The 26,861-nt window shown below is 66.7% G+C and carries 28 protein-coding genes; 7 read left to right on the forward strand and 21 right to left on the reverse strand.

All coding sequences use genetic code 11. The features are described 5' to 3' along the window. Window positions 1-62: 62 nt before the first annotated feature. The 5 genes from ACUJ46_RS07945 to dapA all read right to left on the reverse strand — a co-directional run bounded on the left by ACUJ46_RS07945 (window position 63) and on the right by dapA (window position 3,964). Entirely contained in the window at window positions 63-1,295 is a 1,233-nt protein-coding gene (locus ACUJ46_RS07945; RefSeq protein WP_445389929.1) for a response regulator, read from the reverse strand. Then, window positions 1,276-1,920, reverse strand: a complete 645-nt coding sequence (locus ACUJ46_RS07950; protein WP_445389930.1) for a sulfite oxidase-like oxidoreductase — start codon at window positions 1,918-1,920, stop codon at window positions 1,276-1,278. Before ACUJ46_RS07950 ends, ACUJ46_RS07945 begins: the two co-directional genes overlap by 20 nt. Further along, the gene (locus ACUJ46_RS07955) at window positions 1,917-2,459 is read right to left on the reverse strand and encodes a DUF2062 domain-containing protein (protein ID WP_445389931.1); all 543 of its coding nucleotides are present in this window, start codon (window positions 2,457-2,459) and stop codon (window positions 1,917-1,919) included. The genes ACUJ46_RS07950 and ACUJ46_RS07955 overlap by 4 nt, the downstream gene beginning before the upstream one ends. A gap of 144 nt (window positions 2,460-2,603) precedes the next feature. Further along, window positions 2,604-3,083 (reverse strand): SsrA-binding protein SmpB, encoded by a 480-nt coding sequence (gene smpB, locus ACUJ46_RS07960; RefSeq protein ID WP_445389932.1) that lies wholly within the window; start codon window positions 3,081-3,083, stop codon window positions 2,604-2,606. Further along, a complete protein-coding gene (gene dapA / locus ACUJ46_RS07965; RefSeq protein ID WP_445389933.1) occupies window positions 3,083-3,964 on the reverse strand; it encodes a 4-hydroxy-tetrahydrodipicolinate synthase in 882 nt (293 codons plus the stop codon). Before dapA ends, smpB begins: the two co-directional genes overlap by 1 nt. Before the next feature lie 98 nt (window positions 3,965-4,062). Between dapA and ACUJ46_RS07970 the strand changes: the two genes are divergently transcribed. Then, window positions 4,063-6,126, forward strand: coding sequence for a transglycosylase SLT domain-containing protein (locus ACUJ46_RS07970; RefSeq protein ID WP_445389934.1), 2,064 nt, complete (start codon window positions 4,063-4,065; stop codon window positions 6,124-6,126). 6 nt (window positions 6,127-6,132) lie between these two features. Further along, window positions 6,133-6,609 (forward strand): GreA/GreB family elongation factor, encoded by a 477-nt coding sequence (locus ACUJ46_RS07975; RefSeq protein WP_445389935.1) that lies wholly within the window; start codon window positions 6,133-6,135, stop codon window positions 6,607-6,609. Window positions 6,610-6,617: 8 nt separating this feature from the next. Here the strand turns inward: ACUJ46_RS07975 and ACUJ46_RS07980 are convergent, their stop codons facing one another. The 3 genes from ACUJ46_RS07980 to recR form a co-directional block, all read right to left on the reverse strand. Continuing rightward, entirely contained in the window at window positions 6,618-7,400 is a 783-nt protein-coding gene (locus tag ACUJ46_RS07980; protein ID WP_445389936.1) for a polyphosphate kinase 2 family protein, read from the reverse strand. Continuing rightward, complete coding sequence (gene def, locus ACUJ46_RS07985; RefSeq protein WP_445389937.1) at window positions 7,400-7,945, reverse strand: peptide deformylase; 546 nt, start codon at window positions 7,943-7,945, stop codon at window positions 7,400-7,402. The genes ACUJ46_RS07980 and def overlap by 1 nt, the downstream gene beginning before the upstream one ends. Before the next feature lie 112 nt (window positions 7,946-8,057). Next, the gene (gene recR / locus ACUJ46_RS07990) at window positions 8,058-8,669 is read right to left on the reverse strand and encodes a recombination mediator RecR (RefSeq protein WP_445389938.1); all 612 of its coding nucleotides are present in this window, start codon (window positions 8,667-8,669) and stop codon (window positions 8,058-8,060) included. 27 nt (window positions 8,670-8,696) lie between these two features. Here recR and fmt point away from each other — a divergent pair, with 27 nt between their 5' ends. From fmt to ACUJ46_RS08005, 3 genes are all read left to right on the forward strand, one after another. Next, window positions 8,697-9,593 carry a methionyl-tRNA formyltransferase gene (gene fmt, locus ACUJ46_RS07995; protein ID WP_445389939.1) on the forward strand — a complete coding sequence of 299 codons (897 nt, stop codon included), beginning with the start codon at window positions 8,697-8,699 and terminating at the stop codon, window positions 9,591-9,593. Further along, entirely contained in the window at window positions 9,590-10,351 is a 762-nt protein-coding gene (gene truA, locus ACUJ46_RS08000) for a tRNA pseudouridine(38-40) synthase TruA (protein WP_445389940.1), read from the forward strand. Before fmt ends, truA begins: the two co-directional genes overlap by 4 nt. A gap of 147 nt (window positions 10,352-10,498) precedes the next feature. Further along, a complete protein-coding gene (locus ACUJ46_RS08005; protein ID WP_445389941.1) occupies window positions 10,499-10,660 on the forward strand; it encodes a hypothetical protein in 162 nt (53 codons plus the stop codon). A gap of 75 nt (window positions 10,661-10,735) precedes the next feature. On the opposite strand, the gene ACUJ46_RS08010 is transcribed toward ACUJ46_RS08005, so the two are convergent. The 7 genes from ACUJ46_RS08010 to ACUJ46_RS08040 form a co-directional block, all read right to left on the reverse strand. After that, entirely contained in the window at window positions 10,736-12,250 is a 1,515-nt protein-coding gene (locus ACUJ46_RS08010) for an acyl-CoA ligase (AMP-forming), exosortase A system-associated (protein ID WP_445389942.1), read from the reverse strand. Between the two features lies 1 nt (window position 12,251). Continuing rightward, window positions 12,252-13,613, reverse strand: a complete 1,362-nt coding sequence (gene der / locus ACUJ46_RS08015) for a ribosome biogenesis GTPase Der (protein ID WP_445389943.1) — start codon at window positions 13,611-13,613, stop codon at window positions 12,252-12,254. After that, window positions 13,610-14,983, reverse strand: a complete 1,374-nt coding sequence (locus ACUJ46_RS08020) for an outer membrane protein assembly factor BamB family protein (protein ID WP_445389944.1) — start codon at window positions 14,981-14,983, stop codon at window positions 13,610-13,612. Before ACUJ46_RS08020 ends, der begins: the two co-directional genes overlap by 4 nt. Next, the gene (locus ACUJ46_RS08025) at window positions 14,980-15,792 is read right to left on the reverse strand and encodes a tetratricopeptide repeat protein (protein WP_445389945.1); all 813 of its coding nucleotides are present in this window, start codon (window positions 15,790-15,792) and stop codon (window positions 14,980-14,982) included. The genes ACUJ46_RS08020 and ACUJ46_RS08025 overlap by 4 nt, the downstream gene beginning before the upstream one ends. Before the next feature lie 149 nt (window positions 15,793-15,941). Beyond that, window positions 15,942-16,826, reverse strand: coding sequence for a 3-methyl-2-oxobutanoate hydroxymethyltransferase (gene panB / locus ACUJ46_RS08030; RefSeq protein ID WP_445389946.1), 885 nt, complete (start codon window positions 16,824-16,826; stop codon window positions 15,942-15,944). Between the two features lie 378 nt (window positions 16,827-17,204). Further along, window positions 17,205-17,609: an arsenate reductase family protein gene (locus ACUJ46_RS08035; RefSeq protein WP_445389947.1), complete on the reverse strand. Its 405-nt coding sequence runs from the start codon at window positions 17,607-17,609 to the stop codon at window positions 17,205-17,207. A 35-nt stretch (window positions 17,610-17,644) separates the two neighbouring features. Continuing rightward, on the reverse strand, window positions 17,645-18,529 hold the full coding sequence (locus ACUJ46_RS08040; RefSeq protein ID WP_445389948.1) for a D-amino-acid transaminase: 885 nt from the start codon (window positions 18,527-18,529) through the stop codon (window positions 17,645-17,647). 57 nt (window positions 18,530-18,586) lie between these two features. Between ACUJ46_RS08040 and ACUJ46_RS08045 the strand changes: the two genes are divergently transcribed. Then, a complete protein-coding gene (locus ACUJ46_RS08045; protein ID WP_445389949.1) occupies window positions 18,587-19,966 on the forward strand; it encodes a cryptochrome/photolyase family protein in 1,380 nt (459 codons plus the stop codon). Between the two features lie 76 nt (window positions 19,967-20,042). Here ACUJ46_RS08045 and ACUJ46_RS08050 read toward each other — a convergent pair whose 3' ends face one another. Then, window positions 20,043-21,464, reverse strand: a complete 1,422-nt coding sequence (locus ACUJ46_RS08050) for an undecaprenyl-phosphate glucose phosphotransferase (protein WP_445389950.1) — start codon at window positions 21,462-21,464, stop codon at window positions 20,043-20,045. A 221-nt stretch (window positions 21,465-21,685) separates the two neighbouring features. Here ACUJ46_RS08050 and ACUJ46_RS08055 point away from each other — a divergent pair, with 221 nt between their 5' ends. Further along, a complete protein-coding gene (locus ACUJ46_RS08055; RefSeq protein WP_445389951.1) occupies window positions 21,686-21,946 on the forward strand; it encodes an XrtV sorting system accessory protein in 261 nt (86 codons plus the stop codon). Window positions 21,947-22,077: 131 nt separating this feature from the next. On the opposite strand, the gene epsI is transcribed toward ACUJ46_RS08055, so the two are convergent. Genes epsI through ACUJ46_RS08080 form a run of 5 tightly spaced genes read right to left on the reverse strand, consistent with a single transcriptional unit; the run spans window position 22,078 to window position 26,806 of the window. After that, the gene (gene epsI, locus ACUJ46_RS08060; RefSeq protein ID WP_445389952.1) at window positions 22,078-22,773 is read right to left on the reverse strand and encodes an exosortase-associated protein EpsI, V-type; all 696 of its coding nucleotides are present in this window, start codon (window positions 22,771-22,773) and stop codon (window positions 22,078-22,080) included. Then, window positions 22,763-23,659, reverse strand: coding sequence for an exosortase V (gene xrtV / locus ACUJ46_RS08065; RefSeq protein ID WP_445389953.1), 897 nt, complete (start codon window positions 23,657-23,659; stop codon window positions 22,763-22,765). The genes epsI and xrtV overlap by 11 nt, the downstream gene beginning before the upstream one ends. Window positions 23,660-23,699: 40 nt before the next feature. Next, entirely contained in the window at window positions 23,700-24,563 is an 864-nt protein-coding gene (locus tag ACUJ46_RS08070) for a CpsD/CapB family tyrosine-protein kinase (protein WP_445389954.1), read from the reverse strand. A gap of 2 nt (window positions 24,564-24,565) precedes the next feature. Continuing rightward, window positions 24,566-25,969 (reverse strand): Wzz/FepE/Etk N-terminal domain-containing protein, encoded by a 1,404-nt coding sequence (locus ACUJ46_RS08075; RefSeq protein WP_445389955.1) that lies wholly within the window; start codon window positions 25,967-25,969, stop codon window positions 24,566-24,568. A gap of 12 nt (window positions 25,970-25,981) precedes the next feature. Further along, a complete protein-coding gene (locus ACUJ46_RS08080) occupies window positions 25,982-26,806 on the reverse strand; it encodes a polysaccharide biosynthesis/export family protein (RefSeq protein ID WP_445389956.1) in 825 nt (274 codons plus the stop codon). Between the last annotated feature and the right edge of the window lie 55 nt (window positions 26,807-26,861).

Genomic DNA, 26,861 nt, shown 5'->3' on the forward strand with positions numbered 1-26,861 from the left:
GTTCCATTGCTGCAAGTGGGCACCCCGGGCCATCGGCCTGGCGTTCAGAACAGATGGCGCCGTCAGCTTGCGGCAGGCGGATTGCACAGCAGTTTCTCGATGCAGCGTCCCAGCGCGTGCAGGCTGAAGGGCTTGGGCAGGAAGGCGACATCAAGGCCCGGCATGGCCGCAAGGGGGGCCTGGCCGGCGTGGCCCGAGGTAAGCAGCACGGGAAGGCCGGGATGCATGGACCGCGCCCGCATGGCCAGCGCCACGCCGTCCATGCCTGTCAGGCGGATGTCGCTCAGCAGCAGGTCAGGCCGTTCCTGCGCCAGCCGGGCAAGGGCCGATTGCGCATCGGCAGACTGGCGAACCCTGTAGCCGCGCCGCTCCAGCGCCCGGCTGACAGACAGGCGAAGCAGCAGGTCATCCTCGCACAGCAGGATCACCTGCCCGGCAGCGCGGACTACGCCTGCAGCAGGCCCCGGAGCACTTCCGGCAAGGCCCGCCGATTCGCCGCTGCCGGCCGCGAGCGGCAGGAACAGGGTGAAGCGCGCGCCGCCGCGCGGGCCGGCATCCTGAAGCAGAAAGCCGCCAGACTGCTTGACGAGGCCGAAACTGGTGGCCAGCCCCAGGCCCTGCCCGTCGGCACGCGTGGTGAAATAGGGGTCGAAGATTCGGTGGGCGATGTCCGGCGCTATGCCCGGCCCCTCATCCGTCACGGAAAGCGCGGCATACCGGGCCGCGGGCATGAAGGCGCGACCGGCGGGCGGAATGCTGCCGGGGTCGATGCGGAACAGGTCGATGCTGATCGTGCCGCCATTGCCCTGCATGGCTTCCCGCGCATTCAGCACGAGATTGGTGAGCACCCGCTCAAGTGCTGCCGGATCGAGGCGGACCGGCAAAGGCCCCCTGCCCGACATGGCAAGCTTCAGGCCCGGCCCGGCCAGGGCCCGCAGCATCGGCAGGAGCGCCTGCACCATGGCGGCAAGGTCAGCGGAGACAGGCCGCAGCACGTCCTGCCGGGCGAAGGCCAGAACCTGCCCGAGCAGGCGGCCGGCGCGCCCTGCCTGATCGATGATGGCGGCGAGATCGCGGGCATCGGCACTGCCGGGGTCCGCGCGGGCTTCCAGCAGTTCCGCAATGGCGAGGATGCCAGCCAGCATGTTGTTGAGATCATGGGCGAGGGCCGCCGCGAACAGCCCCACCGCACCAGTTCTGACATCGGCTGTCCGGCGTGCAGCCGATGCGGCACCGGCGCCGGCTTCGGCGCCGGCACCGGCACTGGACGGATCGTCAGCCGTAACGCTCCTCAAGCCATGGATCGCCGATATTGTGATAGCCGCGGACCTCCCAGAAACCGGGTCTGTCAACGGCCAGGAACTCGATACGCTTAATCCACTTGGCGCTTTTCCAGAAATAATAGCGCGGAATGACGAGGCGCGCGGGGGCGCCATGTTCGCGCGTCAGCGGGGCGCCATCATGGCTGTGGGCGATCAGGCAATCCTCTTCGGCGAAATGCCGAAGCTCGACATTGGTGGTATAGCCGTCATGACCGTGCAGCACGACATGATCCGCATCGGGCAGCGGCCGCACCAGTTCGATCAGGGTGCGGGTGGAAACGCCCTGCCAGCGGTTGTCATAGCGGCTCCACTGGGTGACGCAGTGAATGTCGGATACATCCTCGAACTGCGGCAGCGCCATGAAGGCATCCCAGTCGAGGGTTGCGGGGTTTTCGACAAGGCCGTCGATCTCCAGCCGCCAGCTTTCCTTCGGCACATGCGGCTGCACGCCCAGATCGAGCACCGGCCAGTTGGTGACGAGCCGCTGGCCGGGGGGCAGGCGATAGGCCTTGTCCGGATCGGGCTTGCCGGTCAGCAGGCGCCCTGCCCGCGCCCATGCCTGTTTTGCGGCGGTCAGCTTTTCGTTGAAATCCGTCACGCGATGATCTCCGTTTGCGGGCGGCCACGACGCCGGCAGCGGCGCTGCCACCTCAGCCTGACCCATATCCGCCAGCCCAGATGCACGCCCATGTAGCCGATCGCCGCGCCGACGGCTGCAAAAAGCAGCAGGCCCACATAGGTCGGCCCTGCCAGAGAGACGACCCATGTCAGGCTGCGCTCCACGGCGCCGGCGTCGGGCGCGATGGCCAGGAACGCGTCATCCTTGATCCGCAACACGCTACGGCCGACGATGAAGGCCAGATAATAGACGAAAGGCACCGTCAGCGGGTTGGTGACGAAGGTAGACACCGCCGCGACGGGCAGATTGGCGCGGGCCGCCATGGCGAACAGGGCCGCGAAGGGGGTCTGCGCCACGGGCACGGCAAAGGCCGCGAACAGCCCCAGCGCCACCCCGCGCGCCACGCCACGCCTGTTCAACCGCCAGACGAGCGGGCTGGACAGGCGCGCGGCAAAGGGGCGCAGCAAGCGGCTGCGTTCCAGTTCCTCGCGCGTCGGCAGTTTCAGCCAACCCGTCACAGCCCCAGGAGCCTCCTCAAAGATCCACATGCCCGCTGCAGGGCTTTTGCGGCAAAGTTAAGACAATCAAGATGTGGTCGCGCAGGCGCGCGCGCAAGCCGCGATGCCCCGCGTGGCACTCGTTCCGGCGCTAGTCCGGCGCTGTCAGCCGCGATCGCGCAGCAGGCGGGCCTGTTCGCGCTTCCAGTCCTTCTCTTTCGCGGCCTCGCGCTTGTCGTGCAGCTTCCTGCCCTTGGCGAGCGCCAGTTCCACCTTCGCCCTGCCGCGATCGTTGAAGTAGATCGAAAGCGGCACCAGCGTCATGCCCTGCCGCGCGACAGCGCCGTGCAGCCGCGCGATCTCGCGCTGGGTGAGCAGCAGCTTGCGCGGGCGCTTCGGCTCGTGATTGAAGCGGTTGCCCTGCGCGAATTCCGGGATGTTGGCGTTGATCAGCCAGATTTCGCCGTCCTTCACCTCGGCATAGCTTTCGGCGATGGTTCCCTCGCCAAAACGAAGGGATTTCACCTCGGTACCAGTCAGGACAATCCCGGCATCATACACATCCTCGATGCCATATTCGTAACGGGCGCGCCGGTTTTCCGCGACTACCTTGACCTTGGTGCCCTGCGGGCGAGGGCGTGCCATCAGGGGGCGATCCCGGCATGGGCAAGGGCGGAATCGACAATTGCGCGCGCGGTCGGCGCGGGCGGCAGAATCGGGAGACGGGTATCGCCCGCCATGCGCCCCATCAGTTCGAGCGCATATTTGGTCGGCCCGGGCGAGGCATCGGAAAACAGCGCCTGGTGCAGCGGCCAGAGCTGATCCTGCAGGGCGAGCGCGGACTGGAAATCCCCCTCGAGCGCGGCGCGGGTCTGGTCGGCCACCAGACGCGGCGCGACATTGGCGGTGACGGAAATGCTGCCGTGGCCGCCATGGGCGATGATGCCCAGCGTCATGTAGTCATTGCCGGACAGGATCAGGAAATCGCGCCCGCACATATGGCGTATCTCGCTGATGCGGTTGATGTCCCCGGTCGATTCCTTGACGCCGATGATGTTCCGGTGCTGCGACAGTTCAGCCATGGTGTCGGTTGCCATGTCGATGCCGGAGCGGCCCGGAATATTGTAGATGATGATGGGCAGCGGGCCATGATCGGCCAGGTGCCGGAAATGGGCGAGCAGCCCGCGCTGTCCCGGCTTGTTGTAATAGGGGCAGACGACAAGGGCGGCATCCGCGCCGGCGCGCGCGGCGCTTTCCATGTGGTGCAGGGCGACCGCCGTATCGTTCGAACCGCAGCCGGCGATCACCGGGACCCGACCGGCTGCCGCCTTCACGGTCTCGGCCACGACATGGTCATGCTCCTCGATCGAAAGCGTCGCCGATTCGCCCGTCGTGCCGCAGGGAACAAGGCCCGATGATCCTTCGGCCACCTGCCATTCGACAAAGGCGCGCAGGGCTTTCTCGTCCACGCGGCCATCGCGGAAGGGCGTGACGAGCGCGGGAATGGAGCCGGTGATGCTGAGCATTGCGAAACCTTCGGGACGGTTGAGGCGAGGCCAGGCGGTGCGATGGCCGGGTTGACCGGCCTTGGCGCGCCACCGCCTTCTGCCCTAGAGAGAATGGCATGACCGCGCAACATCGCCTGATGGCGGCCCTTCCGCTTCCGATCCTTGTCCTGGCCACGCTTGTTGCACCTTTGCCGGCGCTTCAGCCAGCCGCCGCGCAACAGGCGGCAGCCCCCGCTGCACGGCCTGACGGCACGACGGCCGCTTTCGACCCCGTGTCACGGGCATGGCTTGCCCGCCAATTTTCGCTTTATGCAGCCGGCGGAAGTGCCGCCCCCGCCGGGGCGCCCGACGCCCTGGCCGACTCGCTCGCGCGCTGGGAATGGCTGCGCCGCCCGGCTCGCGCCGGGCAGGAGCCGCCGCTGGCAGCGCAGGCCGCCTTCATCACCGCCCATGCCGACTGGCCGGGCGTTTCCGCCATGCGCCGCCGGGCCGAAGCGCAAGCCGTGAAGCCTGAAACCCCGGATGCCGACGCCCGCGTCTATTTCCGGGCGCTGCCACCGCAAACGGCGGCCGGGGAAGCGCGCCTTGCCATGCTGTCGACCGGTGCGGAGGCCGTTCGCCTGGCGCGCGCTGCCTGGGTGCGCCCCGGAATTCCACCGGAACTGGAAGCACAGCTTCTTGCGCGCTTCGGCCCCGAATTCACCCGCGCCGATCACGCACGCCGTGCCGATCAGCTCATCTGGTCAGGCCAGACCACGGCTGCCGGGCGGCTTCTGTCGCTTCTCGATGATGAAGCCCGCGCGCTCACTCTGGCACGAATCGCCCTGCGCACAGGCGCTGCCGATGCCGAGGCCCGCGTCGCCTCGGTTCCCGCCCGCTACCGGCGCGACGCCGGCCTGACATTCGATCGCGCCCTGTGGCTCGAACGGCGCAACCGCCTGTCCGAAGCCGAGGCCCTGCTCGCGCGCGGCGATATCGAGCCGGGGGTCAGCCGGCCTGAAGCCTGGCTCGAAAAACGGCTGACCATGGGCCGCGCGGCCATGCGCCGGGGCGACGACCAGACCGCCTGGCGCCTGCTTGCCAACCACAGGGCCTACCCGGCAGGGACCGAGCTTTCGGCGCTGTCGCTTTCCGAGCGCATCGACCTGTCCGATACCGAGTGGCTGGCTGGCTGGATTGCGCTGCGGAGGATCGGGCGGGCGGGCGATGCCGTGCGCCACTTCACCACTTTCAACCAGGCCGTCACCACGCCGATCAGCCAGTCCCGCGGGGATTACTGGCTGGGGCGGGCGGAAAAGGCGCGCGGCAATGGTGCTGCCGCCAATGCCGCCTTCAAGCGCGCCGCGGCCCAGTTCGATTATTTCTATGGCCAGCTCGCCGCCGAGGAACTGGGCGGAACACCGGCCCTGCCCCGCGTGACGCCGCCGGCCATCAGCCAGGCTGAACGCGCACGCTTCGAAGCAACGCCGCTGGCCCGCGCGCTCCTGATGCTGAACGCCATGGAGGACAGGCAGCGCGAATCCCTGTTCGTCCGCGCGCTGGCCAGCAGCGCCGCAACACCGGTGGAAACGCGGATTGCCGCCGAACTGGGGCAGCGGATCGGCCGGCTGGATCTTGGCGTCTGGGCGTGGAAATCGGCGCGTCCGAGCGGCGACTTCGGCAGCTTCGACCTCGCCTACCCGCGGCTTCCCGCCAGCGCCTCGGTACCGGCCGAGCAGTGGATCATCGCCCATGCCATCGCGCGGCAGGAATCGAGCTTCGACCGCACGGCACTGTCTCACGCTGGCGCGCGCGGCCTGATGCAGCTGATGCCCGCAACCGCACAGGATGTCGCCCGCCGCCTCGGGCTTCCCTATGACGTGCAGCGCCTGTTCGATGACCCGGCCTACAATATCTCGCTGGGCAGCTATTACATCGGCCTCAGGCGGGACAATTTCGGAACGGCGGCGCAGGCCATCGCCGCCTACAATGGCGGGGCAGGCAATGTGCGGAAATGGCTTGCGGCCAATGGCGACCCGGCCGGTCTCGACGACATCATCGACTGGGTGGAACTGATCCCCTTCTCCGAAACCCGCACCTATGTGCACCGGGTGGTCGAGAATGCCGTGGTCTACAGCCTGCTCGAACCCAAGCGCGCAGGCGCACGGCCGCATGCGTCGAGCTGGCTCAAGAACAAATAGGCCACCATGGCGACAGACCCGATCACGCCGGCCGGAATGGCCGCGCTCAAGGCCCGCTATGATGTGCTGTTCCAGGAGGAGCGGCCGAAGATGGTGGAGGTGGTGAGCTGGGCGGCCGGCAATGGCGACCGTTCGGAAAATGGCGATTATCTCTACGGCCGCAAGCGGCTGCGCGAAATCGACCGGGAACTGGCGCACCTGTCACGACGCATGAAATCCCTGTCCGTGGTGGACCCGACACGCCAGCCGGACCGTGACCGTGTCTTCTTCGGCGCAAGCGTGCGCGTGGCGGACGAGGATGACCATGAGCAGATGCTCACGCTGGTCGGCCGGGACGAGGCGGACGCCGGCAATGGGCGCATCGCATGGAACAGCCCGGTCGCCATCGCGCTGAAGGGTGCGCGGGTGGGCGAGTGCCACACGGTGCGCCTTCCTGCCGGCGAGCGGGAGCTGGAAGTCCTGGAAATCCGCTACCCCGGCTGATGATCGCCTCAGCGCGGGCTAACCTTGCACCCCAGTTCACGCTCGGCGAGCTTTTTCAGCGCCGGGTCGAGCGGCGGGTCCGTCAGGTCCACGCCATGGGCGAGGCGGTCCGCGATGATGCCGAGCCCGGTGATCCGGGCATGTTTCTTGTGGTTTGCGCCGATGATGTGCCAGGGCGCATGCGGTGTGTCCGTGCGCGCAAACATTTCCTCATAGGCCTCGATATAGGCGTCGCGCTTGCCCCGGTTGCGGAAATCCTCCGTGCTCACCTTCCAGCGCTTCCAGGGCTGTTCCAGCCGGTCGAGCAGGCGCTTGTCCTGCGTTTCCTGATCAACATGCAGGAACAGCTTGATAACGCGCGTGCCATGATTGACCTGCGCTTCCTCGACATGGTTGATCTCGCCATAGGCGCGGCCCCACTGCTCCGGCGTGGAGAAACCCTCGACCCGCTCGACCGTGACGCGCCCGTACCAGCTGCGATCGAAGATGGTCCAGTTGCCGGCGGCGGGCAGCTTCGACCAGAAACGGGCCATGTAATGCTGGCGGCGCTCGATCTCGTTCGGGGCGGCTATGGGCACCACCTCGAAGAAGCGCGGGTCGAGTTCATAGGTCAGACGCTTGATGAGCCCGCCCTTGCCGGCGGCGTCCCAGCCTTCGAGGATGATGATGGCCGACCGGTTCTGGCGGTGATAGGCCGTCAGGATCTGCCACAGACGTTCCTGAAGCGCCTTTTCCTGTTCTGCATAGTCCTCGGGCGGCTTGCCATGCCTGACTGCCGCCAGCCTGTCCATCAGGCAGCCCTGCGCCGCGCCTTGTCGGCCCGCAGTTTCTCCAGCTTCTTCAGCACCATCTCGCGCTTCAGCCGCGACAGATGGTCGATGAAGAGCACGCCGTTCAGATGGTCCATCTCATGCTGCAGGCAGGTCGACGTCAGCCCGTCGAGCGCCTCGTCATGCTGCACGCCATTCTCGTCCAGCCAGCGGGCATGGATCCGGGCCGGGCGTTCCACATCGGCATATTGGTCCGGCACGGAAAGGCAGCCTTCATTGTAAACGCTATACTCTTCCGAAGGGTCATAGAGTTCAGGGTTGATGAAGACGCGCGGGTTGCGCCCGGGCTTGCCATCCTCTCCCTCGGGGCCGTCGCCAAGGTCCATCACCAGAATCCGCAGGGGAACATCCACCTGCGCCGCTGCAAGGCCGATGCCGGGTGCGTCGTACATCGTCTCGAACATGTCGGCGACAAGGGTGCGGATCTCGTCCGTCACTTCGCGCACGGGCTCCGAGATGCGGCGAAGGCGCGGATCGGGAACTTCGAGGATGGGGAGGATAGCCATGCAGAATAGCTAGGCACGAGGCCCCCGCCGGTCAAGATGTGGGCCAGAGTGTCGGCCTGGGTGTCGGCCTGGGTGCCGGCCTGGCCAGCCATGAAGCCGGGGGACGCCGCTTTCAGCCCAGCGGGCGCCTAAGTCGCAGCGCCTGCGCCAGCGTGCCCTCGTCCAGATAATCAAGCTCCCCGCCCACGGGCACGCCATGGGCCAGCTGCGTCACCTTCACGCCCCGGCCTTCCAGCTGTTCGGCGATCACATGGGCCGTGGTCTGACCCTCCAGCGTGGCGTTCATGGCCAGCACCACCTCTTCCACCGGCGGCGGCCCGGGAAGCCGGGCCAGCAGGCGGTCGATGCCAAGCTCCTCCGGCCCTACACCATCAAAGGCCGAAAGCGTCCCGCCAAGCACATGATAGCGGCCGGGAAAAAGCCGTCCGCGCTCCAGCGCCCACAGGTCGGAGACATCGGCAACGACACACAGCAGCGCCGGGTCGCGCTTCTGGTCGGTGCAGATCCGGCACGGGGTCGTCGTGTCGAGATTTCCGCAAACCACGCAACTCACCAGGCTGCTGTCCACCTTCTGGAGCGCGGCGAGAAGCGGCTTCAGCATGGTCTCGCGATTCTTCATCAGATAAAGGAGAACGCGCCGCGCCGAACGCGGGCCAAGGCCCGGCAGGCGGGCTATCAGGGCAGTCAGGTTTGCAAGGGCGTCATCCACGCGGCTTTTGTCCATGCGCAATCGAAGCTAACGGTCCCTGCCATGCGACTAGCCTTCATGGGAACCCCCGACTTTGCCGTCACCGCGCTCGATGCGCTGGTGGAGGCCGGCCACGACATCGCGGCGGTCTATACCCAGCCGCCGCGCCCCGCCAACCGTGGCCGGTTGACCCCGACCCCCGTGCACCAGCGGGCGGAAGCGCTGGGGCTTCCCGTGCGCACACCGCTCAGTCTGAAGCCCGATGCGGAAAAGGCGGCTTTTGCCGAACTCGACCTCGATGCGGCGGTGGTGGCGGCCTATGGCCTGCTGTTGCCACGCGCCATCCTCGAGTCGCCACGCCACGGATGCCTCAACATCCACGCCTCGCTTCTGCCCCGCTGGCGTGGCGCTGCCCCCATCCAGCGCGCCATCCTTGCCGGTGATCATGAAACCGGCGTCACCATCATGCAGATGGAACGCGGGCTCGATACCGGGCCGATGCTTGCAAAGGCCTCCATTGCCATCACCGATGAAACTGCAGGCGAACTGACAGAGCGGCTGGCTGTGATCGGTGCGCGCCTGATGCTGGACGTGCTGGCCCGCCTGCCCGACGTGCAGGCCGAAACGCAGCCGGACGACGGCGTCACCTATGCCCACAAGATCGACAAGGCCGAAGCCCGGATCGACTGGGACGCGCCTGCCGAGCACATATGCCGGCTGGTACGCGCCATGCAGCCCAGCCCCGGCGCCTGGTTCAACGCGCAGGGCCAGCGGGTGAAACTGCTGTCGGCCACCCTGGCCGAAGGCGCGGGCGAGCCGGGCACGGTGCTCGGCGAAGGCGTGATCGCCACCGGCCGGGGCGCTGTCCGCCTTGTCACGGTCCAGCCCGGCGGCAAGGGGGCCATGCCGGCGGCTGACTGGTGGCGGGGCCGGCGGCTTGCCGTGGGCGACCGGCTGTGAGCCAGCGGTTCCGGCTGACGCTGGAATATGACGGCAGGCCCTTCATGGGCTGGCAGCGCCAGGCCCATGGGCCATCGGTGCAGCAGGCGCTGGAAACGGCGATCTTCGAAATCACCGGCGAAGATGTCGCCGTGCATGCAGCCGGCCGAACCGATGCCGGCGTCCATGCCCGCGCCATGACAGCCCACGCCGACATCGCAAAGGCCATCGCGCCCTTCCGGTTGATGGAGGCCATGAACGCGCGGCTGCGGATGGCGGGCGCGGCTGTTGCCGTGCTCGACTGCGTCCCGGCGCCGCCGGATTTCCACGCCCGCTTTTCCTGTATCGGCCGCAGCTACACCTATCGCATCCTGTGCCGCCGCGCCCCGCTGACCCACCAGCAGGGGCTTGTCTGGCGGCGGCCGAAACCGCTCGACATCGAAGCGATGCGGGCAGCAGCCCAGCATCTGGTGGGGCGGCATGATTTCACCACATTCCGCCATGTCCACTGCCAGGCTGCCTCACCCGTCAAGACGCTGGACCGGCTGGATGTCGTGGAAGCGGAGGCGGACTGGGGGCGGGAGGTGCATGTGCATGCCGCCGCGCGGTCCTTCCTGCACCACCAGGTGCGCTCGATGGTGGGTGCGCTCGTGATGGTGGGGGAAGGCCATTCCATGCCCGATGCCGTGAAGGCGGCGCTGGAGGCACGCGACCGCGCCAGGCTGCGCCTCAACGCCCCGCCGGACGGATTATGGTTTACCGGCGCGCATTATGGCTGAACTGTCGCCAGATTTTACAATTCACAGCGCCGCAAAATCTTCAACATGCTGATTTAATTTGTTTTATTACTATGGCACGATAGTTGCATACTATTACGAAGGTCGCAGTCGAGCAACAAAGAACGCATGAGCGGACAAGGAAGGCACATGACAGAAGGCCCAAAAACAGGCTTGCGCAATGTCGTCCTTGTATGGCTGATCGGCCTGACGCTGGGCGTTGTTGCGGGCGCTGCAACGGCCATGCTGCTGATGCCATCCAACAGCCATACCGAGGGCACGTCCCTTGGAGACAGGATCCGCGGCGGCTGACACACGAGCATGGCGGAACCATCCTGCCGGCCCATCACCTACCGGCCCTGATATCTGGCCCCCTAAAGCCCTGCTCTAACCTCTTCGCGCGCTGGCAATGGTTTGCGCATAGGCTGATCGCAATCCCGCGCGATCGAGCTTGCCATTGGCGGATACGGGCAATTGCTCCAGCCAGATGATGCTGGCCGGCTGCATATAGGGCGCGGCCTCGCGCTTCATATGAGCCTTCAGCTGCTTTTCGGCTTGCACCGGCGAAAGGCCTTTGGCCGGGCTTGCCACCAGCCGGATCCTGTGGCCGGCCATGTCATCGGCAACGCCCAGCGCCACCACCTGGGCCACGGCGCCGCTCTGATAGGCAAGCTCCTCAATTTCCGTCGGGGAAACGCGCGTCCCCATTGTCTTGATGGTCTCGTCCTCGCGGCCCACGAACCGCAGCAGCCCGTCCGCATCGCGCACAACGGTATCGCCCGACCAGACGGCCATGCCCCCCAGCCGGGAAGCGGGCGGCGCCGGGCGGAAACGCTGCGCCGTGCGCTCCGGGTCCTGCCAATAGCCCAGGCTGACAAGCGGGCCGCAATGCACCAGCTCTCCCGGTTCGCCATCGTCCGTCAGGCTGCCATCGGGCCGCACGACGAGGATCTCGGCATCGGGAATCGCCCGGCCGATACTGTCGGGGTGGCTGTCCGCCAGTTCGGGCGGCAGGGTGGTGGATCGGAACGCCTCTGTCAGCCCATACATCAGGTGAAGCCGGGCATGGGGGAAAAGTGCCCGCAGCGCGCGCACCGTGGGCACGGGCAGGCGGCCGCCGCTGTTCGACAATGTCCTCAGGCCCGCCACCGCGCCAACCGGCCATTCCAGCGCAACCAGTTGCACCCAGAGCGGCGGGACGGCCGCAAGCTGGGTGATGCCATGCCGCGCAACGGCCTGCACCACATCGCGTGGCATCAGATAATCGAGCAGCACGGCACAGGCGCCGGCATGAAAGGCCGTCGTCACCTGAGACAGCCCGAAATCGAAGCTGAGCGGAAGCACGGCCAGAACGCGGTCATCGGCCCTGGTGCCAAGATAGGTGGCAACGCTGCGCGCGCCCACCAGCATGTTGGCATGCGTGACCATCACGCCCTTGGGCAGGCCGGTTGATCCCGAGGTATAGAGTAGTGCCGCAAGCCTGTCGCCGCCCGGCGCATCGTCCCCTGCGGGGGGGCTGGCTTCCAGCGCATCCCAGTCCTCTTCCACCAGCAGCAGCGGGCAAGGCGGGGCCGCCAGCGCAGCGGCGCGCTGCCGATGCGTCAGCAGAAGCGCCGCACCGGAATCGGCGAGGATATGGTCCACCTGCTGGCCGCGCAGCACCGGGTTCACCGGCACCGCGACGCAGCCCGCGCGCGAAACAGCAAAGAGCGCCAGCACCGCCTCGAGGCCCTTGGGCAGCCAGATGGCGACCCTGTCACCGGGGGCCGCATGGGCCGACAGGCCGCCGGCAATCGCCGCCACCCGGGCGGCCATCTCGCCATAGTCGAGGCTACGGTCCCGGTCGACGAGCGCCGGGGCATTCGGGGCGCCACGCCCCAGAAGTTGGTCGATCCGCTGCATCTCAGCTGTCGAATGGATTGGCCCTCGAGCGCATGGTCATGCGGATCGGCAGGCCCTTCAGGTCAAGATCGTCGCGCAGGCTGTTCACCAGATAGCGGGAATAGCTGTCGGGCAGGAGTTCCAGCCGGGTGCCGAAGACGATGAAGCTCGGCGGCCGGTTACGGGCCTGGGTGATGTAGCGCAGCTTGATCCGCTTTCCGCCGGGCGCCGGAGGGGGGTTGCGCTCCTGAGCCGCTTCGAACCAGCGGTTGAGGGCTGCCGTCGGCACACGCCGGCTCCAGCGCGCCCGCGTCTCGAAGGCGACTTCCATGAGCGTGTCGAGCCCCTTGCCCGTAAGCGCGGAAACCGTCAGCAAGGGCACACCCTTCACCTGGGCGAGGCCCTCGTCCAGCGCCTTCTTCACGCCGTTGAACAGGCGGCTCTGGTCCTCGGCCGAATCCCATTTGTTGAGGGCGATGATCAGCGCCCTGCCTTCCTGCAGCACCATGTCGGCAATCCGCAGGTCCTGCGCTTCGAGGCCAAGCGTGGCATCCAGCAGCAGCACCACCACCTCGGCGAAATCGACGGCATGGCGGGCATCGGCCACAGCCAGCTTTTCCAGCTTGTCCTGCACCTTCGCCTTGCGGCGCATCCCGGCCGTGTCGATCAGCTTCACGGCACGGTCGCGCCATGTCCAGTCGATGGCGATGGAATCCCGCGTGATCCCGGCCTCCGGGCCGGTGAGCAGCCTGTTTTCCCCCAGCAACCGGTTGATCAGGGTCGATTTCCCGGCATTTGGCCGGCCGACGATTGCAAGCTTCAGCGGTGCGTCGGGGTTGTCTTCCGCTTCCACCGCTTCGTCCACCTCGCCGGGCCCCGGCAGAAGCGGCATGAGCGCTTCGAAAAGGTCCGCAAGCCCCTCGCCATGCTCGGCCGAAAGCGGCACCGGGTCGCCCAGCCCCAGTTCGAAGGCTTCCATCAGCCCGGCTTCCCCGGCCCTGCCCTCGCACTTGTTTGCAACCGGCACGATCGGAACCGGCGCTTCCTGCCGCAGCCAGCGGGCGAAATGCCTGTCGGCCTCCGTCAGGCCGCCGCGGGCATCGATCACGAACAGCGCGGCCGAAGCCCCGTCCAGCGCCGCGCGGGACTGCGCGCGCATCCTGTCAGAAAGGCTGCCGGCCTCCGCTTCCTCAAGCCCGGCCGTGTCGATCACGGTGAACTCCAGGTCGAACAGGCGCGCATGGCCTTCCCGGCGATCGCGGGTCACGCCGGGCTGGTCATCCACCAGCGCCAGCTTCTTGCCGACCAGACGGTTGAACAGCGTGGATTTGCCGACATTCGGCCGGCCGAGAATGACGACCCTGGGAAGCCCCGGCCTGGTCATCTGAAGGCCGCGAGATTTCCGTCATCCGTCAGGATGTAAAGCATCCCGTTGGCGACGACCGGTGAAAGATAGGCCGGCGAATCAAGCCGGATGGTCCTGAGGACGGCACCGCTGGCAGGCGAAACGGCAACGAGCCTTTCGCCCGAGGAAGCCACATAGAGCCTGTCGCCGGCGAGGACCGGCCCGAACCATTCGATGGCGCCCTTCTTCGACTTTGGCTTTTCCCAGCGGTCGAGCTGCGTGACCCAGCGGATCTTCCCGTCCGCCCGCGACATGGCGACGAGCTGGGCATCGACCGTCACGGCAAAGACCCAGTCCCCCGCGACCCAGGGCGTGTTGACACCGGCGAATTCTCGCTCCCAGACGCGCTGGCCGGTTGCCAGTTCCAGCGCCGCCATGCGGCCGCCATGGCCGATCGCGAAAACGCGTCCACGGTCGATGACGGGGGCGGCGGTGATGCCGGCCAGCGAACCTAGCGCCGTGGTGCGGCCGGTGCGGGAAAGCTGATCCTGCCAGACGGTGCGGCCATTCTCGACCCGAAGGGCAAAGAGCTCGCCCGAAGCGAAGCCGGCGACCACCGTGTCGAGGGCGACGGCGGGCGCGCCGGCGCCCAGGATCGCCGCCGGCTCGACAGTGGAATTGACCTGCCACAGTGTCGCGCCGCTGCTGGCGTCGAGCGCGGAAAGCTGCCCGTCGATGCTGCTGACATAGATGCGTCCGCCATCGACAGCCGGGGCCGCGCGCAGCGGCGTCGGCATGGTCACACGCCAGATTTCAGCGCCGGTCGCCGGGTCGAGCGCTGCCACGACGCCATGGCCGGTGGTGGCATAAAGCCTGCCCTCGCCAAGGCTGACACCGCCACCGAAGGCGGCGCGGCGGCTCTGCCCCTCGACCTCGAGGCTGCGGCTCCACAAGGAGCGGCCGCTGGACGCTTCGAAAGCGGAGACACGGCCTTCGCTGTCCATGGCGAAGAGGCGGTTTTCCTGGATCACCGGGGTCGCATTCAGGCGCCGCGTCTTGTCCGAACCGGCGCCGATCGAAACCCGCCACTGGCGAGAAGGCTCGGCCGACAGTACGAGATGGCCCATGTTCGATGCTGCATTGCCGCCGGGCTGGGTCCAGTCCGGGTTGACCTCGGCCGTCGGCAGCAGGACGTCGACGCCCTGCAGCTCGGGCTCTGCCTCCACCTGACTCTCGAAATCGAGAACGGCGATGCGCTCGCCAAGGGTGCGGGGCTTCTTGCCGCCGTCGCCCTTGAAGACGCCACAGCCCGGCAGCGCCAGAAGCGCCGTCGCCGCCAGCAGCAGCATGGCGGTCGGCAGCCTGCTGCCCGTCCGCGCGGTCATGTTGCTCTCGTCCGCGCGCGTCATTCACCAGTCTCCACTTCGGCGGCCGGGGCTGCCGCATCCTGTGCGGTCGCCATATTCGGGTCCGCTGCATCCTCGCCTGCCTTCGCCAGCTGCTCGGCAAGGCGGCTCACGTCCTGCCCGAGCCCGGCGGCCATCTGCTCTGCCCGTGCCCTGAGGGATGCGGGCGCACGCGCGTCGGAGGCGATACGCAGGAACAGCGCGCCGGCCTTGTCGCGGTCTCCGGCCTTGAGATGGGCAAGGGCAGCCGTTTCGCCGGCGATGGGGAACCAGGGACTGTCCCCCTCGATGTAGGGCGCCATGCGCTTCAGGATTTCGGCGGGTTCCACCGTATCGAATTCCAGCCGCACCAGCTTCAGCGTGGCGGCATCGCGCAGGGCCTTCGGCGCCGCCTTGTCGTCGGCAACGCCACGGTAAAGGGCTAGCGCCTCGTCGCGGTTGCCACCGTTCATGGCGATGCCGGCCCGGGTGAAGGCTGCAAGCGCCTTGTAGGCGGGGTTGCCGCCTTCCATGATGGCGTCCAGCTGCTCGGCCGCCTCGGTGGTCGCACCGCTTTCGGTCTTGTTGAGGGCCTCGCTGAACTGTTCCGAGATCGTCTCGACCTTGCGTGTCTGTTCCGACTTCCAGAAAAGGGTGGCGCCGACAGCCGCGAGGATCAGGCCCACGGCGAGGATGATCCAGCGGCCGTAGCGGCTGGCAAATTTCTTCAGCTCGTCCTCGCGATAGGCTTCGTCGACTTCGCGGATGAAGGCGTCGTCCCGCGGGTCGGCGGGCTTGCCGGGTGATGGAGAGGAAGGCGGATTGCTGGCCAAGTTCTGATCCCTGAGTTCCTGTGCGCCATGCCATCGGGCCGGCGCCTCGTCGCTTCCTTTAGAGAGGCCGCGGCCAAAGCGCAAAGCCCCCCGGCACAGCCGCAATCAGCCGTGCCCGCAGGCGGCTTGCGCGGCGATGAATGCCCGGCTCAGCCAGCCGCTTTCGCCTTCGGGATGTAAAGTTCGGCTTCCCCGGGAAAGCTGCGGTCACGGACGGCCCCGGCATAGCTTGCCGCCGCCGTGTCGATGCGCGCGGCCAGATCATCGAAGCGGCGCACGAAGCGCGGCACACGCTCGAACATGCCGAGCATGTCATCCACCACCAGCACCTGCCCGTCGCAGGCCGGCGATGCGCCGATGCCGATGGTGGGGCAGGAAAGTTCGCCGGTGATCTGACGGGCCAGCGGTTCCATCACGCCCTCGATCACGACTGCAAAGGCGCCAGCATCGGCCACCGCGCGGGCATCGGCCCGGATCTTGGCGGCCTCCGCCTCGCTGCGGCCGCGCGCGCCATAGCCGCCCAGGGCGTTCACGGCCTGCGGCGTCAGCCCGACATGGGCGACAACGGGAATGCCGCGCTGGACCAGAAAGGCGATGGTCGGGGCCAGCACTTCACCGCCTTCCAGCTTCACGGCGGCGCAGCCCGTTTCCCTGAGCACGCGCGATGCAGATTCGAAGGCCTGTTCGGGCGAAGCCTCGTAGGTTCCGAACGGAAGATCGACCACCACGACGGACCGGTAGCTGCCACGAACGACGGCCGCGCCATGGGCCACCATCAGGTCAAGGGTAACGCGCACGGTCGTGTCGAGACCATATATCACCTGGCCCAGGCTGTCGCCCACGAGCAGCATGTCGCAGTGAGGGTCCAGCAGCTGCGCCATGCGCGCGGTATAGGCCGTGAGCATGACGATCGGCTCGGCCGTTTCGCCATTCTTCTTTCGCCCCCGGATGGATGGCACGGTCAGGCGGCGCACGGGTTCCGGCACAGGGTGGGCACGCGACGTCGATGTGTCGAGCGTGAAGGTGGTGGACATGCAGGCTCCTTCAATCTGGCCCTTCGCCGGGCGGCAGGGCCGGGGCGTCGGGGGCGGGCTCCGGGCCCAGTGGATCGGCGGCGGGGTCTGGCGCGGGCGCATGCTCCGCACCGAAGGCGTTGGTCGAAGTCTGGGGCAGTGGCGCCGATTCGGAAACCGGCGCCCCCTGTTGCACCGGTTGCCGCGATTCCGCCCGCGCCGGAAGGGCTGTAGCACCGGCTGGCTGGGCGCCGGCGGCAGGCAAGGCCCTGTCAGCTGCAAGCCCCGTTGCAGCCGCGCTGTTGCCGGAGCCGGACGGGGCGATACACCCCGCCACTGCAAGGCTGGCCAGAACGGCAGCGGGAGCAAGACGCCAGGCCGAAGGGCTGAACGGCACCATCATCTGGCAGCACCAGCAGCCAGCATCGGCTTTCCGTCTTCCTTCACGAAGTCACCGGGAAGCGGGGCTTCCAGCAGGTCGATCACCCGTTCGGAAGGGCGGCAGAGGCGAACGCCGCGCGGCGAGCAGACTATGGGGCGGTTCACCAGGACAGGGTGGCGAATCATGGCGGCGATCAGCGCCTCGTCATCCGCATCCGCCAGCCCTTCGGCTTCGGGCGCCTTGTCGCGCAGGGCTTCGCGCGGGGTAATGCCGGCAGCGGCAAACAGACCCAGAAGCTGCGGCCGCGTCCAGCCTTCCTTCATGTAGTCGATGATCACCGGCTCCTGGCCGGTGGCGCGAATGGCGGCCAGCACATTGCGCGAAGTGCCGCATTTCGGATTGTGATGAACGACCATGGTCATGCGTGCTCCCCTCTCAAACGCGGCCCGCCGGGCATTCAGGCGGCAGGTCCGGCCTGGCCCCAGCCGGTCTGGCGGCTGATCTCGGTCCATGTCAGCGCCGCAAGCCGCGCCGCCACAGGCCCCGGCACCCCCGTTCCCACCGGCGCCCCGTCAAGGCTCACGATGGGCAATATGGGGGCGGTTGTCGATGTCAGGAAGAGTTCGGCGGCGGACCGTGCCTCTTCCAGCGTGAATGCCCGCTCCTCGATCCGAAGCCCGTCGGCACGGGCCAGCGCCATCAGCGTATCCCGGGCGACACCGGGCAGGATGCGCGCCGAAAGCGGGTGAGTGCGGATGCAGCCGGCATTGTCCACCATCCAGAGGTTGGTCGAAGCGCCTTCCGTCACGCTGCCGTCGCCGGCCACCAGCATCGCCTCGAAGGCGCCCGCATCGCGCGCTTCCTGCTTCGAAAGCACGGCGGGAAGCAATCCGGTGGTCTTGAGATCGGCCCTCGCCCAGCGCTGCTCCGGCAGGGAAATCACCGCCACGCCCAGCTTCTGCTGCGCTATTCGCTGGGCGAAATCGAAGCGGCGGGCCACCATCACCAGCGTCGGCCGGGTGGCGGCGGGAAAGGGATGATCCCGGCGCGCGACACCCCGGCTCACCTGGATGTAGAGAATTCCATCCCGCAGCCGGCTTCGCGCCACCAGCCGCTTCGCGATGGATAGCAGCGCCGCATCGCCGGCCACCCCCTCGATGTGCAGCGCGGCGAGGTTCCGGCGCAGCCGCCATAGATGCTTTTCAGGATCGAGGAAGCGGCCGTTGAGGAAGGCGACCACCTCATAGACCGAATCGGCGAACTGGAAGCCGCGATCCTCGACAGGGATGACAGCATCTGAGACCGGCGCGTAGCGGCCATTCACATAGGCAAGGGCAGGCATGGGGTGGGATTAGAAGCCGCAGTTGCCCTGCGCAATCACCTCGGCAAGGAAAGAGGCATGTCCGCACCCGCCATTCTCTGGTTCCGCAACGACCTGCGTCTGAAGGATCAGGCCGCCCTCATCGCCGCAGCCGCATCGGGGCCTGTCCTGCCCGTCTACATCCTGGACGAGGAAAGCCCCGGTGTTCGCCCACCGGGGGGCGCCAGCCGCTGGTGGCTTCACCACAGCCTCAAGGCGCTCGATTCAGCGCTTGGCGCACGCGGCGGACGGCTCCTGCTGCTGCGCGGCCAGTCCGCGCCCATGCTTGAGAGGCTGGCTGCCACAACCGGGGCCAGCGCCATCCACGCCATCCGCCAGCCGGAACCCTGGTGGCCGGCCATCGAAAGCGGCATCCAGCGCCTTGCCCTGCACGAAGGCAGTTCACTGGTGCCGCCGGGCATCCTGCGCACGAAGACTGGCGGGCGGTTCAGGGTTTTCACGCCCTATTGGCGCCAGCACCAGGCCCATGGCGCCCCCCCCCTGCCCCGCCCCGCACCGGCCAGCCTTGCCTTTGCGGCATGGCCGGATGATGCGGCGCTTGCCGGCGCAAGGCTTGAAGACTGGGGCCTTCTGCCCGTGAAGCCTGACTGGGCTACGGGCTTTTCCATCCACCAGCCCGGCGAGGACGGGGCGCAAGCAGCGCTCGAAACCTTCCTGCCGCGCCTGCCTGCCTATGACGAACGGCGGGACTTTCCCTCCGAGCCGGCGACTTCTTGCCTGTCGGCGCACCTCCACTTCGGGGAAGTCTCAGCCGCCACGGCATGGCATGCCGCCGTATCGGATAGCCCCGAGGCCGCCACGCCATGGGTGCGCCAGCTTGTCTGGCGCGATTTCGCCCACGAAACACTGGCGCAATTTCCGGAATCCGCCACCAGACCGCACAGGCCGGAATATGACCGCATGCCCTGGACCGATCTTTCGACACAGGCGGGCAAGGCCCTGTTCTGTGCCTGGCGCGAGGGGCGGACAGGCTACCCCCTCGTCGATGCCGGCATGCGCCAGCTGTGGGCGACAGGCTGGATGCACAACCGCGTGCGCATGGTGGCAGGCAGCTTCCTGGTGAAGCATCTGATGATCGACTGGCGCGAAGGCGAACGCTGGTTCTGGGACACGCTGGTCGACGCCGACCTCGCCAACAACGCCATGGGCTGGCAGTGGGTCATGGGGTCCGGCGTGGACAGCTCACCCTATTATCGCATCTTCGCGCCACTGGGGCAGAGCAGCAAGTTCGACGCGGGCGACTATATCCGCCGCTGGGTGCCGGAGCTTTCGGCGCTGAAGGGCGATGCCGTCCACGGCCCCTTCCCGCGCGGCTGGAAGGGCTATCCGCCACCGATTGTGGACCATGGCGAAGCCCGCGCCCGCGCGCTGGCCGCCCATGCAGGGCTCAAAGGTTGAGTAAGCCGCCTCGCTGATAAATGGCCCGAATGACCCTGGCCCATTCTGACCAGGGCCGCCTGTGGCAGAGCCGGCTTCAGAAGGCGTTCTTGGGAAAGATCACCGCGAAAATTGTCCGGAAGAGGATGTAGAGGTCGAAGCTCACCGACCAGTTCTCGATATAGTAGAGGTCATGCTCGAGGCGCTTGATCAGCTTTTCCTCGGTATCCGTCTCGCCGCGCCAGCCGCATACCTGTGCCCAGCCGGTGATGCCGGGCTTCACCTTGTGCCGCCCCGCATAGGTCTGCACCACCTCGTGGAAGAGCCGCCCTGCCGCCCGTGTCGAGGGCGCATGCGGCCTCGGCCCCACGAGGGACATGTGGCCCTGCAGTACGTTGAAGAACTGCGGCAGCTCATCGAGTGATGTGGCGCGGATGATGCGACCGACACGGGTGACCCGCATGTCCCCCTTTGTCGCCTGCTGCACGGAATCGGTCTCGCACTTGTCATGCGCCATGGAGCGGAACTTGAAGACGTGGAAGGGCTTGTTGTTGAAGCCTTCCCGTGGCTGACGGAAGAAGACCGGGCCGGGGCTGTCGAGCTTCACGGCAATGGCGACGAGAAGCATGATGGGCCAGATGAAGGCCAGGATGCCGATTGTCAGGATGAGATCCTCGGCGCGCTTCACGATGGCGTCCATGCCGGAAATCGGCCGCTCGAACAGCGTGATGACAGGCAGGTCGCCCAGAAGCACCAGCGGCCGGTGGGAATAGGCAAAGCTGGCAAGGTCGGGCGCAAGGCGGATCCGCACCGGCGTCAGGGCGAGCTTCTGCACCACCTGCTGGATCCGCGCCTCGGCGGACCATGGAAGCGCCACGATCACCTGGTCGATCAGCCCTTCGCGAATCATGGCGATGAGGTCGTCCGTCGTGCCGAAGACCGGCAGGTCATCCACCGTGACAGGCACGCGGCCATCGCGCCGGTCATCGAAGAAACCGACAAGGCTGATGGTGAGCTTGCTATTGCCCCTGATATATTTCGCCAGCCGCTGGCCTTGCGCGGAGGCCCCGTAGATCGCGACCCGGCTGTTGAACACGCCCTGGCTCTTCAGCCGGCGGATCCAGAGCGTGGAGGCCGCGCGCGTGCCGCCCAGCATGACCGCGGATGTGACGAACCAGGTGACGGACCAGCCGCGGTCGAAATCCTGCGTGAGCTGCAGCAGGAAGCCCATGGTGATGAGGAACAGCCCGGTGACAAGCCATGCCCCCGTGACCCGTTGCCAGGCACGCCGAAGGGAGAAGTGACAGTCGACATCATAACCGCCCATGATTTCCACCACGAGCGCGAAGATGAGCGCCCCGCCGAGGACAGCGCGGCCGTAGTTGGGCACGAGATCGACCGGGATGCTGTCGGCCCACAGGGTGAGCGCGACGATTCCGCCCAGAATGATGGTGAGGAACTCGACCACACGCACGGCAAAGATGGCGAGATCGATCGGAATGCCGGTGCTACCCGGCATTCTGCCCGGACGCACGACGCCCTGTTGCCGCGCACTGCTGCCCTTGATGTTCACGCTGCGACAGCCCCCCGGAGCATGGCTCGCAATGCGTAAACAGATGTTACATCATTCTCGGCCATCTCATTCACCACATATTGCAGTTGCCGCAAGGCTCTGTGACGGCTAGCTCCCGATAAGGGGGCAATGCCGGCCCATTCTGTGGGGAGCTGAGGGAAAAGCGTATGGAAACCGTGTACGACTGGGTGACGGTGGCAATCTTCGCGGGGCTGATCGTTCTTTTCCTGCAGCGATCCGTCGGCCCGGAACGGGACCAGATGTGGCCCTATTTCGCGGCTTCCGTAGCCTGCGCCGTCATCAACCAGGTCGGCAACCACGCGATCGAAACGGGCGAAATCCTCTACCATCTCATCTCGGTTGCCGGAATTGCCGCAATCCTGGCCTTCATCCAGTATTTTCTGCGCCCCTTCAGCAAAGACGACTGACGGAACGGCGCTTTCCGCCCGGATGGCCGCAATGGCCATCGACGGCCTTTGCGGCGGCCTTTGCGGCGCTTTTTGCGGCGCACAGCCATTCCCCTCCGCAATCTTGCGCAGTTCCGGGCAGGACATCAGGTTCACCCAGCCATTTCCGAAGCCAGCGGCCGGCCGATAAGGGTTGAAAGGGCATCATCCTCCATCGCCGCGAGCATGGCGCCGGCAAAGGCGCGCAAGGAGGCGAAGGCTTCGGGTGTCGGGTCGCCCACGGTCGACATGCGGACAAGAACGCCATCGGCGATCACCCCCCGCATTTCGGATCGCAGCTTCATCACGCGCTGCTCATTTCCGCTCGTCGGCAGATAATCCCCGATACGGGTCCAGTAGAGGATCGGCTCGGTGCGGTCATTGCTGGTGGCGATCAGCTGCCGCGCCGGCAGCCTGGCATCGCCGCGCAGGGGAATCTCCACACGCTCGGACCCGCTGATCTGGAAACCGACGGCGACATAGCAGGCCTCGGGCCGGTGCAGCTGCAACAGGTCGGACTGGGTGTTGCCATAGGCGATCACCAGCATCACCGGGATCTTGTCCGGCGCAACATAGAGCCGGCTGACCGTCTGGCTGTAGAGCTGGTCCGCCAGGCTTCCTTCCGCCGCCTCCGGAAGGATCATGGCATTGGAAGGCGTCACCTCCCAGCCTTCAAAGGACAGCGGCACGAGCTTTTCGAGGTCGCGATCGCCGAGCAGGTTCATGCGGTCGCGCGGGGTCAGGGCAAGGGCCCCGCCCGCCGCCACCACAAGCGGCAGGCCAAGCAATAGGTCACGCCTACGAAGCATGGGCAGTCTCCGCACCGCTTGGCGCCAGCCTGCGGCGAATGGGGGTCAGGATCTTGTCGAGGAGGAAGATCAGGAGCAGCGCCGACACGAAGGTCACAAGCCCTGCGAAGTCATGAAGATAGCCCTGTGCCACTTCATTGCCGGCATAATAGGTCAGCAGCACGAGGATGATGACGCGCACGACATTGGCGGCAATCGCAACCGGCAGCAGAAAGGCCAGAAGCAGGAGCGAGTAGCGCCAGGACGCATTGTGCAGGAGATAGATGTAGAACAGGCCGACTGCCGTGAGGCTGATGATGGAATTGAGGCCCGCGCAGGCATCCTCGACCAGCAGCTGATACTGGGCGATGTAGAGTGTCACCCCCACCTGGGTGATCGGGTAACCGACCGCCGCAAGCATCCAGGTGACGACATCGGACACCATGATCTTGAGTGGCTGGGTGAGAGTATCGAGGAACCAGCCCGGCAGCGGTATCAGGAAGCCCATGTAAACAATGGGAAACCACAGCTTCATCAGAACCTTGTGGCCGACAAAGGCATAGGCGATCGCCAGCAGGCCGAGAAGCAGCGCCCCGACTTCGATCAGCAGGAAATTATAGGCCCGGCCGAAGACATAGAAACCGGCGGAGAGCAGCAGCACGGGAAAGGCGATGGCCAGGCTGCCATTTTCCGCCTGTTCCAGGATCTCGTCCCAATGCCGCCAGATGAGCCACACGGCCGTCGCCAGCACGAGCGGCCCGTGCACGCCGGATTCGCGCGTCCAGCTCTCGCCTGCCATGGCAAGAATGGTCGGCACACCCGTGACGATCAGACCCAGCACCAGCAAAGGGCTGCGCCGGACCAGCGCCATGAATGCGGCGCTGGTGGACTTGGTGGCGGCAGTCATGTGAAGCGCGTCTCCCCCTGCTTTGCGCAGTCAGGCTTGTTCAGTCATAATCATTGAGGACAGAGCCGATGACCGTGGCCCTTGAAGAGGTGAGCTGCTGAGTCAGCACCTGCACATCCTTCAGATAGGCATGGTTGCGGCGGGCGACGACAAGCGCATAGCCCAGGACACCCGCAACCGTCAGCGCATCGGCATTCTCGTTGGTGGCCGGCGTGTCGAAGATCGCCACGTCATACTGGCGCAGAAGGATATCGACTCCAGTGCGGAAACGCGCGCCCGAAAGCAGTTCCTGCGGCCGCCCGACCGGCGGGCCTGCCGGCACGACCGAAAGATTGGGCAGCACATTGGCATAGACGACACGCTCGGGCCGGTTCGCTTCCATCGACAGATAGGTCGAAAGGCCCGGCCCGTTGGGATCGATGCCGAAGATGGCATCAATGCGGGGATTGCGCAGATTGGCATCGACCAGAAGGGTCTTGATGCCCACCTGGGACAGGGCCGCCGCCAGATTGGCGGCGATGAAGCTCGCCCCGGCGCCATCGGTCGCCCCGGTCACTGCAAAGGCGCGGCGGCCGGCGCCCACATGCTGCGCGATGATCTGCGTGCGAAGCAGCCTGAGCGATTCGGACCGCGGGCTGGCCGGGTCCGAGATCACGACGATCTCTTCCGAGATCGAGGAGGACGGGCTGAGCTGCAGCGCGAGGCTGCCCTGCACAGCCTGGCGGGCAAGCGCCACATCCTCTTCGGTGGCGAGCGCGAGCGCCACGGCGGCCTGATCGAAGGACTGGCCGGTCCGCGCCTGGTGCTCGGCCACGAGCCGCGCCTGATCATCGGTCAGGGCGCCCGTCTGGAGCAGGGCGTCGGAGGTGGCGGGATCCGCCGGGATGGTTTCGATGTCGCTCATGGTCAGATCGCCTGCATTTCGCCTTCGCCATCCGCGGGACCGCGGCGGCCAAGGAGTTTCTGGAGCCGGATGCGGAGCGGCGAGGCCGAGGAGGCCCCCACCGTCACCATCACCGGGACACCGGTGGCATGCGCCAGGTCTTCCTCGCCACGCACCCGGCGGGCGATGAATTCGAAGATGACCGCCGCGAGCACGCCAAGGCCAAGGCCGAACACGGCGGACAGGCCCATGATGATCCCCACCTTCGGGAAGGACGGAGTCGTCGAGGACGTCGGGTCACCGAGGATGACAAGCCCGGCCTCGGACACATCGGCCTCCAGACGCAGCGAGGCAGTGCGCGCATTGGCCTGCTCATACTGGGCGCGCCGCAGTTCGACTTCCCGGTTCAGGCGAACCAGCTCATCGAGGACCGGCTTGCGGGCCAGCACCTTCTGCTCCTGGGCGGCGAGTTCCTGCTCGATTTCGGCGGCCGAACGACGCACGGCACCAGAGAGCGCCGACACGCCGGACTGCGACTTGGCACGGGCCTGCGCCACTTCGTTGCGCAGCGTGTTCCGCCGCGCCTCGATGGCCTTGTAGGTCGGGTGCGCCGTTCCAAGACGCGAACCGGCAAGCGCCAGCTCGTCTTCCACGGTGGACAGCTGCACCTGAAGCTGATCTACGACCGGATCGTTGGCAAGGCGTCCGGCAACGGCAACGTCGGTCGTGGTCTGCTGGCCACGGATCTGCTGGAGCGCCGCCTGGAGCGAGGCCAGCCTTGCCGTTTCGCTATCGACGCCACCCACGATGACGAGGTTGTTCTTCGTCATGAATTCCGAAAGCGTCGTTTCGGCTTCGTCGAGACGCAGGCGGGCCTTCTCGGCCTGCTCGCCAAACCATTCGCCGGTGCGGCCGGCGGAATCGGTGCGGAATTGAAGCGCCGTGTCGACATAGGCTTCGCGGATGGCGGCGACGATCTGCTTCGCCCGCTCCGGATCGGACGCCTGGTACTGGATTTCCAGGATGTTCGATGCCGAAACGAGGCCTGCGCTCGTGTTGTTGATGATCTGCTGGCCGAGCCAGCGGCGAATACCGCCGTCCGCAGCGGAACGTCCGCTGGCTTCATAAGCGGCGATTGTCGCCGGATCATTGGCGAGACCCAGCCGGTCGACCACGTTGCCGGCAACCCGCATGTCGCGGATCAGCTCGACCTGGGTGCGGACATAGGCACGGGCATCGCGCCCGGCGATCATCTCGCCCGTCACCGGGTCAGGCTTCACGATGTCGAGCAGCACGCGCGCGCTTGCCGGATACCGCTTGGGCAGAAGGTTGGCGACAACCGTGGCAACCAGGAAACAGGCCAGCATGGTGCCGAGGATCAGCCGCCAGCGTGCGGCGAGGATCCGGAGAAACTGAATGAAGCTCATGGGTCCTGCCTCCTAGAAGAGCCGCTCGCGGACATTGATGATGTCGCCAGCCTTGAGTTCGGTCTGCTGGTCGACATCGCGCTCCTTCTCGCCCTCGCGGCGCAGCCCGACACGATTGGAGGAGCCGCTCGCGCCGACACCGCCAGCCATGGCCAGCGCCTCGCTCACGGTCATGCCGGGGCGGAGCTGGATCGGGCCGGGACGGTTGACCTGGCCGGTAAGATAGACAAGCTCGGCATCGGCCACGAAGAGCGTGTCGCCCGCCTGAAGCGCGATGTCGTCGGACTGGCCGCGGCCAAGCGCATCGGTGTCGATGCGAACTTCCTTGCCATCGGCCGCACGCCTGAGCGTCACGAACTGCGAGGCGCCTTCGCGCACCCAGCCGGCGCGCAGCAGCACGTCGAGGATGCGGTTCGAACGCTCGAGCGGAATGAGGCCGGGCTGGGAAATCTTGCCGGCCACGCGAACATAGCGGCTGGCGTAATCGGTAACCTCGACGTTGACGATCGGATCCTTGAGGAAGTTGCCCGACACCAGGCGCCGGGTCACCTCGTCGGCGAGGGTGATCACGGTGCGCCCTTCAGCCTGAACCTTCCCGATCAGCGGCATCACGATGGAACCATCGGGCTTCACGCGGGTCTGGACGTTGAATTCGCTCTGGCCGTAAACGATGACGTTGATGCCGTCATTGGGCCCAAGCACATAAGCGACAGAACCCTGCGCCCCCTGTGCCGCAGCGGGCGCCCCGGAGACCGCCGAAACGGCCAACGCGATCATGCCGAACAGGGCAAGCATCCAGCTTGCCAAGCCTGCCGTTCCGGTTCTTGTCCTTGTCATGTCCTGCTCTCCATCCCCCGCCGGCAAGGCCGGCGAAATGTTACGCACTGCCGGC

Source organism: Sandaracinobacteroides sp. A072 (assembly GCF_052616365.1).